The sequence below is a fragment of the Caballeronia sp. AZ1_KS37 genome (assembly GCF_023631165.1).
Lineage (GTDB): Bacteria > Pseudomonadota > Gammaproteobacteria > Burkholderiales > Burkholderiaceae > Caballeronia > Caballeronia zhejiangensis.
The window spans coordinates 362,632-377,910 of sequence record NZ_JALQDP010000001.1 but is presented as its reverse complement, the minus strand read 5'-3'; the positions used below and the strand labels follow the sequence as shown (position 1 = coordinate 377,910).

At 62.4% G+C, this 15,279-nt stretch carries 16 protein-coding genes and 1 tRNA gene; 15 read left to right on the top strand and 2 right to left on the bottom strand.

Features of this window, described 5'->3' with window-relative positions; all coding sequences use genetic code 11:
- Nucleotides 1–2 precede the first annotated feature (2 nt).
- The 9 genes from lptC to NCS00_RS01815 all read left to right on the top strand — a co-directional run bounded on the left by lptC (nucleotide 3) and on the right by NCS00_RS01815 (nucleotide 7,955).
- Nucleotides 3–605, top strand: coding sequence for an LPS export ABC transporter periplasmic protein LptC (lptC, locus tag NCS00_RS01855; RefSeq protein WP_008351682.1), 603 nt, complete (start codon nucleotides 3–5; stop codon nucleotides 603–605).
- A 30-nt stretch (nucleotides 606–635) separates the two neighbouring features.
- The gene (gene lptA, locus NCS00_RS01850; RefSeq protein WP_033536543.1) at nucleotides 636–1,322 is read left to right on the top strand and encodes a lipopolysaccharide transport periplasmic protein LptA; all 687 of its coding nucleotides are present in this window, start codon (nucleotides 636–638) and stop codon (nucleotides 1,320–1,322) included.
- Nucleotides 1,323–1,333: 11 nt separating this feature from the next.
- Entirely contained in the window at nucleotides 1,334–2,101 is a 768-nt protein-coding gene (lptB, locus tag NCS00_RS01845; protein ID WP_085955336.1) for an LPS export ABC transporter ATP-binding protein, read from the top strand.
- Nucleotides 2,102–2,254: 153 nt separating this feature from the next.
- Complete coding sequence (locus NCS00_RS01840) at nucleotides 2,255–3,772, top strand: RNA polymerase factor sigma-54 (protein ID WP_034470542.1); 1,518 nt, start codon at nucleotides 2,255–2,257, stop codon at nucleotides 3,770–3,772.
- A gap of 184 nt (nucleotides 3,773–3,956) precedes the next feature.
- Nucleotides 3,957–4,316, top strand: coding sequence for a ribosome hibernation-promoting factor, HPF/YfiA family (hpf, locus tag NCS00_RS01835; RefSeq protein WP_008351690.1), 360 nt, complete (start codon nucleotides 3,957–3,959; stop codon nucleotides 4,314–4,316).
- 414 nt (nucleotides 4,317–4,730) lie between these two features.
- Nucleotides 4,731–5,186: a PTS IIA-like nitrogen regulatory protein PtsN gene (gene ptsN / locus NCS00_RS01830; RefSeq protein ID WP_008351691.1), complete on the top strand. Its 456-nt coding sequence runs from the start codon at nucleotides 4,731–4,733 to the stop codon at nucleotides 5,184–5,186.
- A gap of 174 nt (nucleotides 5,187–5,360) precedes the next feature.
- Nucleotides 5,361–6,329 carry an HPr(Ser) kinase/phosphatase gene (gene hprK / locus NCS00_RS01825; RefSeq protein WP_008351692.1) on the top strand — a complete coding sequence of 323 codons (969 nt, stop codon included), beginning with the start codon at nucleotides 5,361–5,363 and terminating at the stop codon, nucleotides 6,327–6,329.
- A 63-nt stretch (nucleotides 6,330–6,392) separates the two neighbouring features.
- Nucleotides 6,393–7,265 carry an RNase adapter RapZ gene (gene rapZ / locus NCS00_RS01820; protein WP_008351693.1) on the top strand — a complete coding sequence of 291 codons (873 nt, stop codon included), beginning with the start codon at nucleotides 6,393–6,395 and terminating at the stop codon, nucleotides 7,263–7,265.
- Between the two features lie 57 nt (nucleotides 7,266–7,322).
- On the top strand, nucleotides 7,323–7,955 hold the full coding sequence (locus NCS00_RS01815; protein WP_008351694.1) for an LON peptidase substrate-binding domain-containing protein: 633 nt from the start codon (nucleotides 7,323–7,325) through the stop codon (nucleotides 7,953–7,955).
- On the opposite strand, the gene mutY is transcribed toward NCS00_RS01815, so the two are convergent.
- Both mutY and mutM read right to left on the bottom strand, forming a co-directional pair.
- Nucleotides 7,952–9,013 (bottom strand): A/G-specific adenine glycosylase, encoded by a 1,062-nt coding sequence (gene mutY / locus NCS00_RS01810; protein WP_034470540.1) that lies wholly within the window; start codon nucleotides 9,011–9,013, stop codon nucleotides 7,952–7,954. The genes NCS00_RS01815 and mutY overlap by 4 nt on opposite strands.
- 6 nt (nucleotides 9,014–9,019) lie before the next feature.
- Nucleotides 9,020–9,850, bottom strand: coding sequence for a bifunctional DNA-formamidopyrimidine glycosylase/DNA-(apurinic or apyrimidinic site) lyase (gene mutM, locus NCS00_RS01805; protein WP_034470538.1), 831 nt, complete (start codon nucleotides 9,848–9,850; stop codon nucleotides 9,020–9,022).
- Nucleotides 9,851–9,935: 85 nt separating this feature from the next.
- On the opposite strand from mutM, the gene NCS00_RS01800 reads away from it, so the two are divergent.
- The 6 genes from NCS00_RS01800 (at nucleotide 9,936) to NCS00_RS01775 (ending at nucleotide 15,236) form a co-directional block, all read left to right on the top strand.
- Nucleotides 9,936–11,795 (top strand): tetratricopeptide repeat protein, encoded by a 1,860-nt coding sequence (locus NCS00_RS01800; RefSeq protein ID WP_008351697.1) that lies wholly within the window; start codon nucleotides 9,936–9,938, stop codon nucleotides 11,793–11,795.
- On the top strand, nucleotides 11,792–12,421 hold the full coding sequence (lolB, locus tag NCS00_RS01795; protein WP_008351698.1) for a lipoprotein insertase outer membrane protein LolB: 630 nt from the start codon (nucleotides 11,792–11,794) through the stop codon (nucleotides 12,419–12,421). The genes NCS00_RS01800 and lolB overlap by 4 nt, the downstream gene beginning before the upstream one ends.
- A gap of 30 nt (nucleotides 12,422–12,451) precedes the next feature.
- Nucleotides 12,452–13,333 carry a 4-(cytidine 5'-diphospho)-2-C-methyl-D-erythritol kinase gene (gene ispE / locus NCS00_RS01790; RefSeq protein WP_034470535.1) on the top strand — a complete coding sequence of 294 codons (882 nt, stop codon included), beginning with the start codon at nucleotides 12,452–12,454 and terminating at the stop codon, nucleotides 13,331–13,333.
- Between the two features lie 53 nt (nucleotides 13,334–13,386).
- Nucleotides 13,387–13,463, top strand: a tRNA-Gln gene (locus NCS00_RS01785).
- 50 nt (nucleotides 13,464–13,513) lie between these two features.
- Nucleotides 13,514–14,467, top strand: coding sequence for a ribose-phosphate pyrophosphokinase (locus NCS00_RS01780; RefSeq protein WP_008351701.1), 954 nt, complete (start codon nucleotides 13,514–13,516; stop codon nucleotides 14,465–14,467).
- Nucleotides 14,468–14,618: 151 nt separating this feature from the next.
- A complete protein-coding gene (locus NCS00_RS01775; RefSeq protein ID WP_034470532.1) occupies nucleotides 14,619–15,236 on the top strand; it encodes a 50S ribosomal protein L25/general stress protein Ctc in 618 nt (205 codons plus the stop codon).
- The last annotated feature ends 43 nt before the right edge of the window (nucleotides 15,237–15,279 follow it).

Below are 15,279 nucleotides of genomic sequence, written 5' to 3'. Positions count from 1 at the left end.
CCATGCCGCGCCCCGGAAAGCTCGCCTCGCTCCTGCCGCTTCTCGCGGTGGCGGCGCTGGCCGGCATCACCTACTGGCTGCTGCAGGCCACGCTGCCTCCAGCACAGCAGGCGCCCGCGCCCGAGAAGCGCCACACGCCCGACTACTTCGCCAACAACTTTTCGGTTTCCGAGCTCGACGCCACCGGCACGACGCAATATCGTCTGACGGCGAAGTCGATGGTGCATTACGAAGACGACGAGATCAGCGAGCTCACGCTGCCCGCGATGCGAATGTTCCAGCCGATGAAGCCGACCGTCACGGCGACGGCCCAGCGCGGCACGGTCAATGGCGACGTCTCGATCGTCGATCTCTACGACGACGCGCGCATCGTGCGCGCGGCCGGTTACGGAGATCCGCAGATGCAGGCGGATTCCCAGCATTTTCGCGTGCTGGTGAACGACGATGTCATCGAAACGGAAAAACCGGTTAGACTTCAGCGCGGCCCGTCGGTGATGACGGCCTCTGGCATGAACTACAACAACGTGACCCGGGTGATGAAGCTGTTCGGTAACGTGCGCGGCGCGATCGCAGCCACGGATATCAACGGCGGTTCGTCCAAGTAATCCCGGCACTCCCATCCGAATTGTGACTGCATGAACGAAAGGTTCCCTCGTCCCGATGGCGGCCCTGCGCGCGCAATGCTCGCGCGCCGTGCCACGCACGCCGTGCGGGCCGGGCTCGCTGCCGCCCTGACCATCGCGGTCGCGCTGGCCGCGCTGCCGGCGCACGCCGAAAAGGCCGACCGCGACAAGCCGCTCAACATCGAAGCGGACAACATGTCGTACGACGATCTCAATCAGAAGAACATCTTCACCGGTCACGTAGTCGCGACGAAAGGCACGATCGTGATCAAGGCCGACCGCGTTGAGGTGACGCAAGACCCGCAGGGTTATCAGTACGCCACCGGCACGTCGACCGGCAACAATCTCTCGTATTTCCGTCAGAAGCGTGACGGTCTGAACGAGTACATCGACGGCAACGCGGTGCGAATCGATTACGACGGCAAGAACGACTTCACGAAGCTCACGACGCGCGCGGTCGTGCGCCGCCTGCAAGGCCTGACGACCGTGCAGGACGAAGTGCACGGCAGCGTGATCACCTATGACGGCCAGAAGGACTTCTACACGGCGAGCGCGGGCAAGGACCAGGCCGGACCCGGCAATCCGAGCGGCCGCGTGCGCGCGATGCTCGCGCCGCGTTCAGGCGGCGCCGCGCCGCTGAACGGTTCGCCTGCCACGCTTTCTCCGTCGAATACCATTCAAGGAACGCCGCAGCAGTGAATTCGCCCGCCATGCCCCACCGTAAGCCGGAAGGCGAGTCGAGTTCGCTCGTCGTCCGCAATCTGAAGAAGCGTTACGGCTCGCGCACCGTGGTGAAGGACGTGTCGCTCGATGTGAAGAGCGGCGAAGTGGTCGGGTTGCTCGGCCCTAACGGCGCGGGCAAGACCACGTCGTTCTATATGATCGTCGGTCTCGTGCCGCTCGATGCCGGCGAAATCGATCTCGACGGCAACTCGATCAGCCTTCTGCCCATCCACCAGCGCGCGCACCTCGGCCTGTCGTATCTGCCGCAGGAAGCATCGGTGTTTCGCAAGCTCACTGTCGAGCAGAACATCCGCGCGGTGCTGGAACTGCAAACCGATGCGTCGGGCAAACGCCTGTCAAAAGACGCCATAACACAGCGCGCCGAAGCCTTGCTCGACGAGTTGCAGATCGCGCATCTTCGCGAGAATCCGGCGCTGTCGCTGTCGGGCGGAGAGCGCCGTCGCGTCGAGATCGCGCGGGCGCTCGCGACCAACCCGAGCTTCATCCTGCTCGACGAACCCTTCGCGGGCGTCGATCCGATCGCGGTGCTGGAAATCCAGAAAATCGTGAAGTTTCTGAAGCAGCGCAACATCGGCGTTTTGATTACCGACCATAACGTGCGCGAGACGCTCGGCATTTGCGATCACGCGTACATCATCAGCGACGGCACCGTGCTCGCGGCGGGCGCGCCGAGCGAAATCATCGAGAACGAAAGCGTGCGCCGCGTCTATCTCGGCGAGCATTTCCGCATGTGAGCGCACCGTCGCAAAGGCCGCATTGATAGTGCGCCGCATCATGCGAAAGTTGCAAAACTTACGTGCCGCCCCCGTGGGCGGCATGCGCTTTTTTGGAATCCCCGCGAGGTTTCGCGCGCGTGGCAAACTCTCTACAATGATTAAAACTTTGCCATGAAAGCCAGCCTCCAACTCCGCCTCTCGCAGCATCTTGCGCTGACCCCGCAACTTCAGCAGTCGATCCGGCTGCTGCAGTTGTCGACGCTCGAACTGCAGCAGGAAGTCGCGATGGCCATCGCTCAGAATCCGCTGCTCGAGAACGACGACGACTGGATTGCGAGCCCTTTGCGCGTCGCCGCGGACGGTTCGCTGATCGCGGCGCCGGCCACATCGAGCGCGCCGCCCGATTCGATGATGAGCAACGGCTCCACGTCGAGCAGTTCCAGTTCCGAGCGTTCGGAAAACAGCGAGCCGCAAGGCGTCGACGAGTACAACGGCCTGGGCTCGGACAGCGGTCAGGACTCGAGTTCATGGAATCTGGAAGACTACGGCCGTTCTAACAACGCTTCCGACGACGACGATCTGCCGCCGCTGCAAATCCACGAATCGACCACGACGCTGCGCGACCATCTGACGGCGCAGTTGCGCATGACCGCGGCGAATCAGCGCGATCGGGCGCTCGTCACGTTTCTGATCGAGTCGCTGGACGAGGACGGGTATCTCACGGCATCGCTCGACGAAGTCCAAACCGATCTTCCCGAAGAACTCGAAGTCGATCTCGACGAACTGAGCGCGGCACTCGCGTTGCTGCAGAGTTTCGATCCGCCCGGCGTGGGCGGACGCTCGGCATCGGAATGCTTGAAACTGCAGTTGCTGCGGCTCGATGGCTCGCCAACGCGCACGCTGGCGCTCGAGATCGTCACGAATCATCTGGAATTGCTCGCCGCGCGCGACTTCACGCGCCTGCGCAAACAGTTGAAGGCAAGCGACGACGCCCTCCGGGACGCACATTTGCTGATCAAGTCGCTGGAGCCGTTTCCGGGCGCGGCGTATGGCAAGAGCGAAGCAGACTACGTCGTTCCGGACATTCTCGTGCGCAAGACGTCGGGCGGCTGGACGGCTGAACTCAACCCGGAGATCGTGCCGAAGCTGCGCATCAACCATTTGTACGCGAACATCCTGCGCAACAATCGCGGCGATCCGGGCAGCGGTTCGTTGCGTCAGCAGCTTCAGGAAGCGCGCTGGCTCATCAAGAACATTCAGCAGAGGTTTGAGACGATCCTGCGTGTCGCGCAGGCAATTGTCGAGCGTCAGAAGAACTTTTTTGCACATGGCGAAATCGCCATGCGCCCCTTGGTTTTGCGGGAGATTGCTGATACGCTGGGTTTACACGAGTCGACGGTTTCTCGTGTGACCACGGGCAAGTACATGCTCACCCCATTCGGGACGCTTGAATTTAAGTACTTCTTTGGATCGCACGTTTCGACCGACACAGGAGGCGCGGCATCGTCAACGGCGATCCGGGCCCTCATCAAGCAACTGATAGGAGCGGAAGACCCCAAAACTCCTCTTTCAGACAGCCGCATCGCCGAACTGCTGGCGGAACAAGGATTCGTGGTAGCGCGGCGCACCGTAGCCAAGTACCGCGAAGCCCTCAAGATCCCGGCAGTGAATCTGCGCAAGTCTCTATGACCCGTCTCTGTAGTCCATCGCGTGTTGCGATGGGCGTTTACCGGCCGCAACGCGAAAGCGCGGACGTGCCGGCCGATGCGCCCCGTTTGTCAAGCGCGCCAGGATGACGCGCCGGCGGGACACATTGCCGACCGGTATCGGACGAGCCGACGTGGCCTAGCGGCCATTAGCTTGGAGAGCAACTATGAATCTGAAGATCAGTGGACACCACCTCGAATTGACGCCTGCGTTGCGCGAGTATGTGATCACGAAACTGGACAGGGTGCTCCGTCATTTCGATCAAGTGATCGACGGCAACGTGGTCCTCTCGGTCGACAATCATAGGGAAAAGGAAAAGAGGCAGAAGGCGGAAATCAACCTGCACCTGAAGGGCAAGGACATTTTCATCGAGAGTTGTGACGCTGATATGTACGCGGCCATCGACCTGATGGTCGACAAGCTGGATCGGCAGGTCATCAAGCACAAGGACAAGATCCAGGGCCACGCCCATGAATCCGTGAAGTACCGCGGCGAGTCGCATGAGATGGAAGCGCCGTCGCCGTGAGCATGAAGCACGGCATGCACGAAGTCTGATCGCCGGATGACAGCAAAACCCGCCGCCACAGGACGGCGGGACTGATTGGAGGGAGTCCTCGAATATCCGGAAACGATGGATCGGCGCATGCACCGAACCGAAGCCGCCCCGACTGGCGGCTTTTTTGTTGGATTTCTGCCGCTAGGTGATACAAGCCATTGATTTTCAGGGCTTTGTCCTGCACATTGAATTGAAAACCGTGCCATTGCGCGGCGCACCATCGGGCAGTGCCCTGTTCTATAATGGTCCGGTAATTTTCGGGGTCGCACGACAGGCACGCTGCAGGCAACGCCGCCAGCGCACTTTCCGTTTCACCATCGCCGTGAGCGCTTTCAGACAGCGGCCACGATGAGGAGCTATCAGGCCACGCTTTCGCCTGCCAACATGAATCGTTTAGCCAAATTTCTTCCCATCGAGAACGTGGTTCTCGGACTGTCCGTTACCAGCAAGAAACGCGTATTCGAGCAAGCGGGCCTGATTTTCGAGAACCAGAACGGCATCGCTCGCAGCACCGTCACCGACAACCTCTTCGCGCGTGAGCGCCTCGGCTCGACCGGCCTCGGCGAAGGCGTCGCCATTCCGCACGGCCGCATCAAGGGGCTGAAGCAACCGCTCGCCGCCTTCGTGCGTCTCGCCGAACCCGTCGCGTTCGAATCCCCCGACGGCCAGCCGGTCTCTCTGCTCATCTTCCTGCTTGTGCCCGAACAGGCGACGCAGCAGCATCTTGAAATTCTGTCCGAGATCGCCCAACTGCTCTCCGACACCGAGGCGCGCGAGCGTCTGCACAAGGAAGAAGATCGTGACGCGCTCTATCAGGTGCTCACGCAATGGCAACCGTAATAGCCACCCGAACATAGCGTTGCGCGTCCGTGCCGCCTCCGCGCCGGGCGCGCCTCGCTTACGCAAGGCTTCTGGGGCACAATCGGTCAAACGCAGCGCCATGCAGCGTATCGAAGCGACCCGCTTCGTCGTGACGCAAAGGCTGCTCCCGGCTTCCAACGGAGTTCCGGTCTCATGGATACGTCCAGCATCAACGCCCAAAGCATTTTCGACGACAACGCCGCCGCTCTTAAGCTCAGCTGGCTCACCGGGCATGAAGGCTGGGAACGCGGCTTTTCGAGCGAGACGGTCGCCAACGCGACGTCGAGCGCCGACCTCGTCGGTCACCTGAACCTGATTCACCCGAACCGTATCCAGGTGCTCGGCGACGCCGAGATCAACTACTACCAGCGCCAGTCCGACGAAGACCGATCGCGCCACATGGCCGAGCTGATCGCGCTCGAGCCGCCGTTTCTAGTCGTCGCGGGCGAAGTGGGCGCGCCGCCGGAGCTCGTTCTGCGCTGCACGCGCTCGTCGACGCCGCTCTTCACGACGCGCATGTCGGCGGCGGCCGTTATCGACAGCCTGCGCGCGTACATGTCGCGCATTCTCGCGCCGCGCGCGACGCTGCACGGCGTGTTCATCGACATCCTCGGGATGGGCGTGCTGCTCACCGGCGACTCCGGTCTCGGCAAGAGCGAGCTCGGTCTGGAGCTCATCAGCCGCGGCCACGGACTCGTCGCCGACGACGCCGTCGATTTCGTGCGCCTCGGCCCCGATTTCGTCGAAGGCCGCTGTCCGCCGCTGCTGCAAAATCTGCTCGAAGTGCGCGGCCTCGGACTGCTCGACATCAAGACGATCTTCGGTGAAACCGCCGTGCGCCGGAAGATGAAGCTCAAGTTGATCGTGCAACTCGTGCGCCGGCCGGACGGCGAATTCCAGCGCCTGCCGCTGGAAAGCCAGACCGTCGACGTGCTCGGCCTGCCGATCAGCAAGGTGACGATTCAGGTCGCCGCGGGCCGCAACCTCGCCGTGCTGGTCGAGGCCGCGGTGCGCAACACGATTCTGCAACTGCGCGGCATCGATACCTTGCGCGACTTCATGGATCGCCAACGCCTTGCGATGCAGGATCCCGACAGCCAGTTTCCCGGCAAGCTGATCTGAGCGCGCGCCGAAACGAATCGGGCGCAGGTGCTAAGCTTAGGAAAAGCGAATTTCCCGAGACCCATGCGTATCATCCTGATCACCGGCATCTCCGGTTCCGGCAAGTCCGTTGCGCTGAACGCGCTTGAAGACGGCGGCTACTATTGCGTCGACAACCTGCCGCCGCGCTTTCTGCCCGAACTCGCCGACTATCTCGCGAAAGAAGGCCAGACGCGCCTCGCCGTCGCGATCGACGCGCGTTCGAGTCTCTCGCTCGATGAAGTGCCGTCCATCATCGACAAGCTCTCGAAGGACTTCGATCTGCGCGTGCTGTTCCTCAACGCGAGCACGCAGTCGCTGATCCAGCGTTTCTCCGAGACGCGCCGGCGTCATCCGCTGTCGGGCCCGCCGATGCGCGAAGCCGATGTCGGCGTGCTGAACTCGCTCGCCGAAGCGATCGAACGCGAGCGCGAACTGGTCGCGGGCCTCGCGGAATACGGCCATCAGATCGACACGAGCAATTTGCGCGCGAACGTTCTGCGCGCGTGGGTCAAGCGCTTCGTCGAAACCGACGCCGCCGACCTCACGCTGATGTTCGAATCGTTCGGCTTCAAGCGCGGCGTGCCGCTCGACGCCGATCTCGTCTTCGACGTCCGGACGCTGCCCAATCCGTACTACGACCGCGAATTGCGCCCGTTCACGGGCCTCGACAAACCGATCATCGATTTCCTCACCGCGCAGCCGCTGGTCGGCGAGATGATCGACGATATCGGCGCGTTCGTCGGCAAATGGCTGCCGCGTTTTCGCGACGACAACCGCAGCTATCTCACTGTCGCGATCGGCTGCACGGGCGGCCAGCATCGCTCGGTGTTCATCGCGGAGGCGCTCGCCGCGCGCTTTTGCGAGACGGCAAATGTGATCGTGCGGCATCGTGACGCGCCCATCCCCGCCGGGTAGCGCGATCCACACGCGAACCTGATCGCCCGCGCCGGCGGTCCATCCTGGAGGGACGCGATGTCCGCGAATCCTGTTCTGGCCGACTTGCCGCTGTTTCCGCTTCACACCGTGCTTTTTCCCGGCGGCCTGCTGCCGCTCAAGATATTCGAGGCACGCTATCTGGACATGGCGCGCGAGTGTCTGCGCGAGCAGACGCCGTTCGGCGTGTGCCTGCTCAAGAGCGGGCACGAAGTCGCCTCGCCGGGCGATCCGTCGGTGCCGGAAAGCATCGGCTGCCTGGCTGAAATCGCGGAATGCGATGTCGATACCTTCGGTCTCCTGCTCGTGCAGGCACGCGGAACCGATCGTTTCCGGCTCACCGATCATCGTGTCGAGCCGAGCAATCTGATCGTCGGCACGGCCGAGTTGCTGGGTGAAGATCAGCCGCTGCAGGGCGCCGAGGCGCTCGCGAAATTCGGCGCGTGCGCAGAAGTGCTGGAGCGCATCATCGACACGATCAAGGAACGCGAGCCGCAGAATCTGCCCTTCGTCGAGCCCTTTCTATACGACGATCCCACCTGGGTCTCCAACCGCCTCGCCGAAATCCTGCCGATCCCGATGCGCGCACGCCAGAAGCTCATGGAGTTGATGGACGCCGGCGCGCGCATCGACGTCGTGCATCACTACATGCAGCATCATCAACTGCTTTAGAGAAGCGTGCCTGTCAGCGCGTCGAGCAGCTTGCGCACCGGCGCGGGCACGCCATAGGCGTCGATCTTCGCGAGCGACGCCCAGACGGTTTCGAGGTCCATCAAGTCGCGCGGCGCCTGGCGCGCCTCGCCGAGCCGCGGCTCGATATCCAGCTTGAAGTGCGTGAATGCGTGCGACATCGGCGCGAGTCGCTGCAGATGTTCATCGGCGCCGAGACGCTGCGCGACTTGCGCTAGCGCGGCTTCGTCCGCCGCTTCGGGCAGGCTCCACAATCCGCCCCATATTCCGATCGACGGACGCTTCTGCAGCAGGATCGAATCGCCGTCCCTCAGGACCAGCATCCATGTCTTGCGCGTCGGCACGGCTTTCTTCGGGCGCGCGGCGGGCAACTCGCGCTGACGCCCTTCGACCTTCGCCACGCAATCCGATGCGAACGGACAGCGCGCGCAGTCCGGCTTGCCGCGCACGCACAGCGTCGCGCCGAGGTCCATCAGGCCTTGCGTGTAAGCGGTCACATCGTTGTTGTTCGCGGCTTCCGGCAAGAGCGATTCCGCGAGCGTCCACATCGCCTTCTCGACTTTCTTCTCGCCCGGAAAACCTTCGACGCCGAATACGCGCGCGAGCACGCGCTTCACATTGCCGTCGAGGATCGTCGCGCGTGCGCCGAACGCGAACGACGCGATCGCCGCTGCCGTCGATCGTCCGATGCCCGGCAGCAGCGCGAGTTCGTCGACGGTCTGCGGAAACGCGCCACCGTGCTCGTGCGCGACGGCCTGCGCGCAGCGGTGCAGATTGCGCGCGCGCGAGTAGTAACCGAGCCCGGCCCAGAGCGCCATGACGTCGTCGATGGGCGCATCGGCGAGCGCCGATACCGTCGGAAAGCGTTCGAGAAATCGCGCGTAGTACGGAATGACGGTGGAAACCTGCGTCTGCTGCAGCATGATCTCCGACAGCCAGATGCGGTAAGCATCGCGCGTGTTCTGCCACGGCAGGTCGTGACGGCCGTGAATGCGTTGCCACGCGATGAGGCGCGACGAAAAATCGGTGAGAGCGAGCATCGGATATTAGCGTTGGCAGCGCGGGCAGAAGTACGTCGAGCGCTGTCCCTGGACGATTTGCCTGATCGCCGTGCCGCAGACGTGGCACGGCAGGCCCGCGCGATCATAGACGAAATAGTCGAGCTGGAAGTAGCCCGACTCGCCGTTGCTGCCGACGAAATCGCGCAGCGTGCTGCCGCCCTTGTCGATGGCGGCGGCGAGCGTCACGCGCACGGCGTCCGCGAGCAGGTCATAGCGCACGAGAGAGATGCGCCCGACGGCGGTCGTCGGCCGGATGCCCGCGCGAAAGAGGCTCTCCGACGCATAGATATTGCCGACGCCCACCACGATCCCGCCCGCGAGCAGCGCCTGTTTCACCGACACCTTGCGCCCGCGCGTCTCGCGGAACAGCAGCGCGCCCGAAAACTCCGGCGAAAACGGCTCGACGCCGAGGCTCGCGAGCAGCGGATGTTCGAGCACGTCGCCGTCCGAGCGCGGATGCCAGAGAATCGCACCGAATCGGCGCGGATCGCGAAAACGGAGAATGAAATCGTCGAATACGATATCGACGTGATCGTGCTTCGCCGCCTCGGGCGGCTGCGGCACATGCCGCAGCACCCGCAGCGTGCCGGTCATGCCGAGATGGACGATCAGCCAGCCTTCGACGGTTTCGAACAGCAGATACTTCCCGCGCCGCTCTACTTTGTCGATTTTCAGATGGCCGAGCGTCTTCGGAAGATGCTTCGGGATGGGCCAGCGCAGCGCGGGCGTACGCACGTCGACGTGCTCGACGCGCCGTCCGGCGACATAGGGTTCGATTCCGCGGCGAGTGACTTCGACTTCCGGCAGTTCGGGCATTTTTCTGGAGAGAGACTTGCTCTGGCGTTTGTGCCGGTATTTTAGCGACCGCGTTACAATCGACTGAAACATCGTCTGGATTTCCATGAACTCGTTCGTCATGAAGCTGTTTGCGAAGCGTCAGTCCAGTTCGACGCATTCGTTCGCCGTGCCAATGTCGCGAATCGCCGGCGCCGTTGCGCTCGCGATGGCCGCGCTCGCGTTCGCGCCCGCGCACGCCCAGGCGCAGAACGCCACGCCCGTTCCGAGCGCCGACGATCAGGCCGACGCGCAAAACGCCGCCGATCTGCTGACCGCGCCCGTCAGCGGCGCGGAGACACAGGATCTGCCGAATGTGACAATGTCGAGCCAGATCGTGTTCCAGGTTCTGGCGGCCGAAGTCGCATTGCAGCGCGGCCAGCCCGCGCCCGCATTCCAGACCTATCTCGCGCTGGCCCGCGACACGCACGATCCGCGTTTCGCGCAGCGCGCGACTGAAATCGCGATCGCCGCGCAAAGCCCGAACGACGCGCTCACGTCGGCGCAGCTCTGGCAGCAGTTCGCGCCGCATTCCGATCGCGCGGCGCAGTTGAGCGCATCGCTGCTAATCGTCGGCGGCAAGCCCGAAGACGCGAAGCCGACGCTCGAACGCGAACTCGCGAAGGTGGCACCGGACCAGCGCGGCGACGCCATACTTTCTCTTCAGACCTTACTCGCGCGCGGGCCGAATCGTGTCGGTGGCCTGAACGTGCTCAAGGACCTGACGCAAAACGATCAGAACCGGCCCGAAGCGCAACTCGCGCTCGCACGTCAGCAGCTCGTCGCGGATGATCCGCCGGGCGCGAAGGCATCGCTCGAAAAGGCGTTGCAACTCAAGCCGGACTACCTGCCCGCCGCGCTGACGCTTGCGCGCATGGGTCCGGAAGAGCGCAAGGAAGGCATCGCGTCGTTCGAGAAATACGTCGACAAGAATCCGAAATCGCATGACGCGCGGCTCGCGCTCGCGCAGTTGTATCTGTCCGCCGACAGGCTCGACGACGCGCAGAAGCAGTTCGAGATCATGCGCAAGAACGACCCGAAGGACCTGACGCCGTTGATGGCGCTCGCGCTCATCAACATCCAGAAAAAGCAGTTCGACAAGGCGCAGGACTTCTTGAACCAATACGCGAAGGCGGCGGAAAACACGCCGGGCGCGGATCCTGGTCAGGCCTATATCTATCTCGCGCAACTGGCGCTGGAACAAAAGAACGACGACGCCGCGAGCCAGTGGCTCGACAAGATTCCGCGCACGAGCCAGCAGTATTTGCCTGCGCAGATCACGCGCGCGCAACTGCTCGCGAAGCAAGGCAAGGTCGACGATGCACGCGCGCTGATCGGCAATCTGCAAAGCTCGGATCCGCGCGATCTGGCGCTGCTCGCACGCACCGATTCGGCGATTCTTTTCGAGGCGCATCGCTACAAGGAAGCGGAGGCGAATCTCGCGAAGGCGGTCGCCGCGTTCCCCGACGATCCCGATCTGACGTACGACTACGCAATGGCCGCCGAGAAGAACGGTCACTACGACGTCATGGAAACGCAGCTTCGCACTTTGATGCGGACGCAGCCGAACAACCCGCAAGCGTACAACGCGCTGGGCTATTCGCTCGTCGATCGCAATCAGCGGCTCGACGAAGCGGTGAAGCTGATCGAACGAGCGGTTTCGCTCGCCCCGAACGACGCGTTCATCATGGATAGTCTCGGCTGGGCGCGCTTCCGTCAGGGCAATGCGGCCGAGGCGGAGAAGATCCTCAAGAACGCCTACAACCTTCAGCCGAACGCCGAAATCGGCGCGCATCTGGGCGAGGTGCAGTGGAAGTCAGGGCAGCAGGATCAGGCGCGCGCCACATGGCGGCAAGCGCAGAAGCTCGAACCTGACAACGACACGCTCGTCAAAACGCTGAAACGACTTCAGGTGAACGACCTTTGATCGCATTCGATTCATTCGCCGGCGCATCGCTTCGACGCGGCGCGCTCGGCATCGCGGCGGCCGCCGCGCTGGTAATGTCCGGTTGCGCGCTGGAACCGCGCGTTCCCACGACGACGAACGCATCCACGTCGCTCGCGACGCAGACGAGCCGCATGTATCACGGACGCTTCGCCGTGCAGTACAACGACCAGAACGGCACGCCGCGCAACGCCTACGGCAATTTCGACTGGCAGGAGACGGGCGACACCGTCACGCTGCAGTTGCGCAATCCGCTCGGCCAGACGATGGCGATCGTGACTTCATCGCCGTCGCTCGCGACGCTCGAATTGCCGAACCGGCAACCCGTCAGCGCCGACAACGTATCTCAACTCATGCAGAACACGCTCGGCTTCGCGCTGCCGGTCGAAGGGTTGCGCTACTGGCTCCAGCCGTCGGCCGCGCCTAGCTCGCGTGCACAGACCACGCTTGATCCGGGCGCGGACAACGGCCGTCCGAAAGAAATCAAGCAGGACGGATGGACGATCGACTATCTCGCCTATGCCGACGCGCCGGGAACCGGCGTGAAGCGCGTGAATCTCACGCGCAGCGAACCGCCGCTCGACATCAAGCTCGTGCTCGATCAATAACTCAGCCGCTTTCGGTTCAAAGCATCACGCATGTCCTCATCGAACGAAACGCTTCGTGACTGCCTCGCGCCCGCGAAGCTGAATCTTTTTCTTCACATCACGGGCCGCCGTCCGGATGGCTACCATTCGCTGCAGACCGTTTTCCAGTTGCTCGACTGGGGCGACCATCTGCACTTCAGGCGTCGCGACGACGGCGTCATCATGCGCAAGACCGACGTGCCGGGCGTGCCCGAAGAACACGATCTCGTCGTGCGGGCCGCACGTTTGCTCCAGCAGCACACGCGGACGAAGTTCGGCGCGGAGATCGAGATCGACAAGCGTTTGCCAATGGGCGCGGGCCTCGGCGGAGGCAGTTCCGACGCGGCGACAACTCTTTTAGCGTTAAATCGTCTCTGGGGTGTTGATCTTTCGCGTGAGATTCTGCAGAATCTCGGCCTGCAACTCGGCGCGGACGTGCCGTTTTTTGTCTTCGGGCAAAATGCTTTCGCAGAAGGTGTAGGTGAGGCGCTCCAGGCAGTCGATCTGCCGAAACGTTTCTTCCTCGTAGTAACGCCTGATGCTCACGTCCCCACCGCGGCGATTTTCTCCGAAAAAAGCTTGACACGGGATACGAAAGTCGTCACAATGATGGACTTTCTTGCACAGCAAAGGTCAGACACAAACTGGCCAGACAGCTTCGGTCGAAACGACATGCAGGCTGTGGTTGCAGGAAAGTACGCGGAAGTTGCAAAGGTGCTCGAGTGGTTTTCCAATCTCGCACCGGCGCGAATGACCGGATCTGGAGCAAGCGTGTTTGCCGCTTTCGCCAGCCGAGCCGAAGCAGAAATGGCGCAAGCCAAACTGCCGGCAAGCTGGAAGAGTGTGGTAACGGCAAGTCTGGATTCTCATCCTCTCTTCGCTTTCGCGTCATAGGTTTCGTTTTGCCGGGTATGTCCTACACTTCCCGGCGAGACTCAGAGTTGTGTAGGGGAGTCGCCAAGTTGGTCAAGGCACCGGATTTTGATTCCGGCATGCGAGGGTTCGAGTCCTTCCTCCCCTGCCATTCCTTTTCTCGCGTTTTTCCTCTCGCCTCCAGCCGCAGACAGGTGCACGATGAGCAGTGACGGCCTGATGGTTTTTACTGGCAACGCTAATCCCGCGCTTGCACAGGAAGTCGTCAAAATCCTTGGTATTCCTCTCGGCAAAGCGATGGTCAGCCGCTTCTCAGACGGCGAGATCATGGTCGAGATTCAGGAAAACGTTCGGGGCAAAGACGTATTCGTTCTGCAGTCCACCTGCGCTCCCACGAACGACAACCTGATGGAACTGATGATCATGGTCGATGCGCTCAAGCGCGCATCCGCAGGCCGGATCACCGCAGCCATCCCCTACTTCGGCTATGCGCGCCAGGACCGCCGTCCGCGTTCCGCGCGAGTGGCCATCTCGGCGAAGGTCGTCGCGAACATGCTGGAAATTGCCGGCGTCGATCGCGTGATCACCATGGACCTTCACGCCGACCAGATTCAAGGCTTCTTCGACATCCCCGTCGACAACATCTACGCAACACCCGTTCTTCTCGGCGATCTGCGCAAGCAGAACCATGACCATCTGCTGGTCGTGTCGCCGGACGTCGGCGGCGTGGTGCGCGCGCGCGCGCTCGCCAAGCAGTTGAACACGGACCTCGCGATCATCGACAAGCGCCGTCCGAAGGCGAATGTCGCTGAAGTGATGAACATCATCGGTGAAGTGGAAGGCCGCACCTGCGTCATCATGGATGACATGGTCGACACCGCCGGCACGCTGTGCAAGGCCGCGCAAGTATTGAAGGATCGTGGCGCGAAACAGGTTTTCGCATACGCGACGCACCCCGTTCTGTCGGGCGGCGCGGCGGCGCGCATCACGGCGTCGGAGCTGGACGAACTCGTCGTCACGGACACGATTCCCCTTTCGGCCGAATCGCTCGCGTGCGCGAAGATCCGTCCGCTGTCGAGCGCGGGTTTGCTCGCGGAGACGTTCTCCCGAATCCGGCGCGGCGACTCGGTGATGTCGCTCTTCGCCGAAGGTTAATTAGAATCGAGCAAGGAACGTGAAGCAGAGGCTTCGCGTTTTTGCATGATCGGCGCGAACGGACGAAGGTTCGCGTCGCTTGTTGTGGGATCACACGTTTTCGATGATCCCGGTTTCCCTGCCTGGTCGCGGGCAGATATAGGAGTCGAATATGAAAGTCGTCGCTTTCGAGCGTAGCAAGCAAGGTACGGGTGCGAGCCGCCGCCTGCGTAACTCGGGCAAGACCCCGGGTATCGTGTACGGCGGTGAAACGGACGTTCAACTGGTCGAACTCGACCACAACGCCCTGTGGCACGCCCTGAAGAAAGAAGTTTTCCACTCGTCGATTCTCGACCTGGAAGTGGCCGGCAAGTCGCAACAAGTTCTGCTGCGCGACGTGCAATACCACCCGTTCAAGCAGCTCGTGCTGCACGTGGACTTCCAGCGCGTCGACGCGAAGAAGAAGCTGCACACCAAGGTGCCGCTGCATTTCATGAACCAGGAAACCAACCCGGCCGTGAAGCTGTCGGGCGCGGTGATCTCGCACGTCGTGACGGAACTGGAAGTGGAATGCCTGCCGGCAGACCTGCCTGAGTTCCTGGAAATCGATCTGGCGAAGATCGAAGCCGGCCAGACGATGCACGCGAAGGACATCCCGCTGCCGAAGGGCGTGAGCCTGACGATCTCCGTCGAGGCGGAAAATCCGGTGGTGGCTTCGGCGACCATTCCGGCTGCCGTCGTGTCGGAAGGGACTGGCGAAGCTGAAGGCGACAAGCCGGCAGCCGAGTAAGCACGCGGAATATCGCTATCCTCTCGATCCGTTCGCAAGAACG

What these genes read in the sequence shown, in the direction of transcription:
- NCS00_RS01775 (WP_034470532.1), top strand. Translation starts at nt 14,619, where the DNA reads ATGAAAGTCGTCGCTTTCGAGCGTAGCAAGCAAGGTACGGGTGCGAGC.
- NCS00_RS01815 (WP_008351694.1), top strand. Translation starts at nt 7,323, where the DNA reads ATGTCCGCGAATCCTGTTCTGGCCGACTTGCCGCTGTTTCCGCTTCAC.
- mutY (WP_034470540.1), bottom strand. Translation starts at nt 9,013, where the DNA reads ATGCTCGCTCTCACCGATTTTTCGTCGCGCCTCATCGCGTGGCAACGC.
- hpf (WP_008351690.1), top strand. Translation starts at nt 3,957, where the DNA reads ATGAATCTGAAGATCAGTGGACACCACCTCGAATTGACGCCTGCGTTG.
- rapZ (WP_008351693.1), top strand. Translation starts at nt 6,393, where the DNA reads ATGCGTATCATCCTGATCACCGGCATCTCCGGTTCCGGCAAGTCCGTT.
- lptC (WP_008351682.1), top strand. Translation starts at nt 3, where the DNA reads ATGCCGCGCCCCGGAAAGCTCGCCTCGCTCCTGCCGCTTCTCGCGGTG.
- lptB (WP_085955336.1), top strand. Translation starts at nt 1,334, where the DNA reads ATGCCCCACCGTAAGCCGGAAGGCGAGTCGAGTTCGCTCGTCGTCCGC.
- mutM (WP_034470538.1), bottom strand. Translation starts at nt 9,850, where the DNA reads ATGCCCGAACTGCCGGAAGTCGAAGTCACTCGCCGCGGAATCGAACCC.
- NCS00_RS01780 (WP_008351701.1), top strand. Translation starts at nt 13,514, where the DNA reads ATGAGCAGTGACGGCCTGATGGTTTTTACTGGCAACGCTAATCCCGCG.
- ptsN (WP_008351691.1), top strand. Translation starts at nt 4,731, where the DNA reads ATGAATCGTTTAGCCAAATTTCTTCCCATCGAGAACGTGGTTCTCGGA.
- ispE (WP_034470535.1), top strand. Translation starts at nt 12,452, where the DNA reads ATGTCCTCATCGAACGAAACGCTTCGTGACTGCCTCGCGCCCGCGAAG.
- lptA (WP_033536543.1), top strand. Translation starts at nt 636, where the DNA reads ATGAACGAAAGGTTCCCTCGTCCCGATGGCGGCCCTGCGCGCGCAATG.
- hprK (WP_008351692.1), top strand. Translation starts at nt 5,361, where the DNA reads ATGGATACGTCCAGCATCAACGCCCAAAGCATTTTCGACGACAACGCC.
- NCS00_RS01800 (WP_008351697.1), top strand. Translation starts at nt 9,936, where the DNA reads ATGAACTCGTTCGTCATGAAGCTGTTTGCGAAGCGTCAGTCCAGTTCG.
- NCS00_RS01840 (WP_034470542.1), top strand. Translation starts at nt 2,255, where the DNA reads ATGAAAGCCAGCCTCCAACTCCGCCTCTCGCAGCATCTTGCGCTGACC.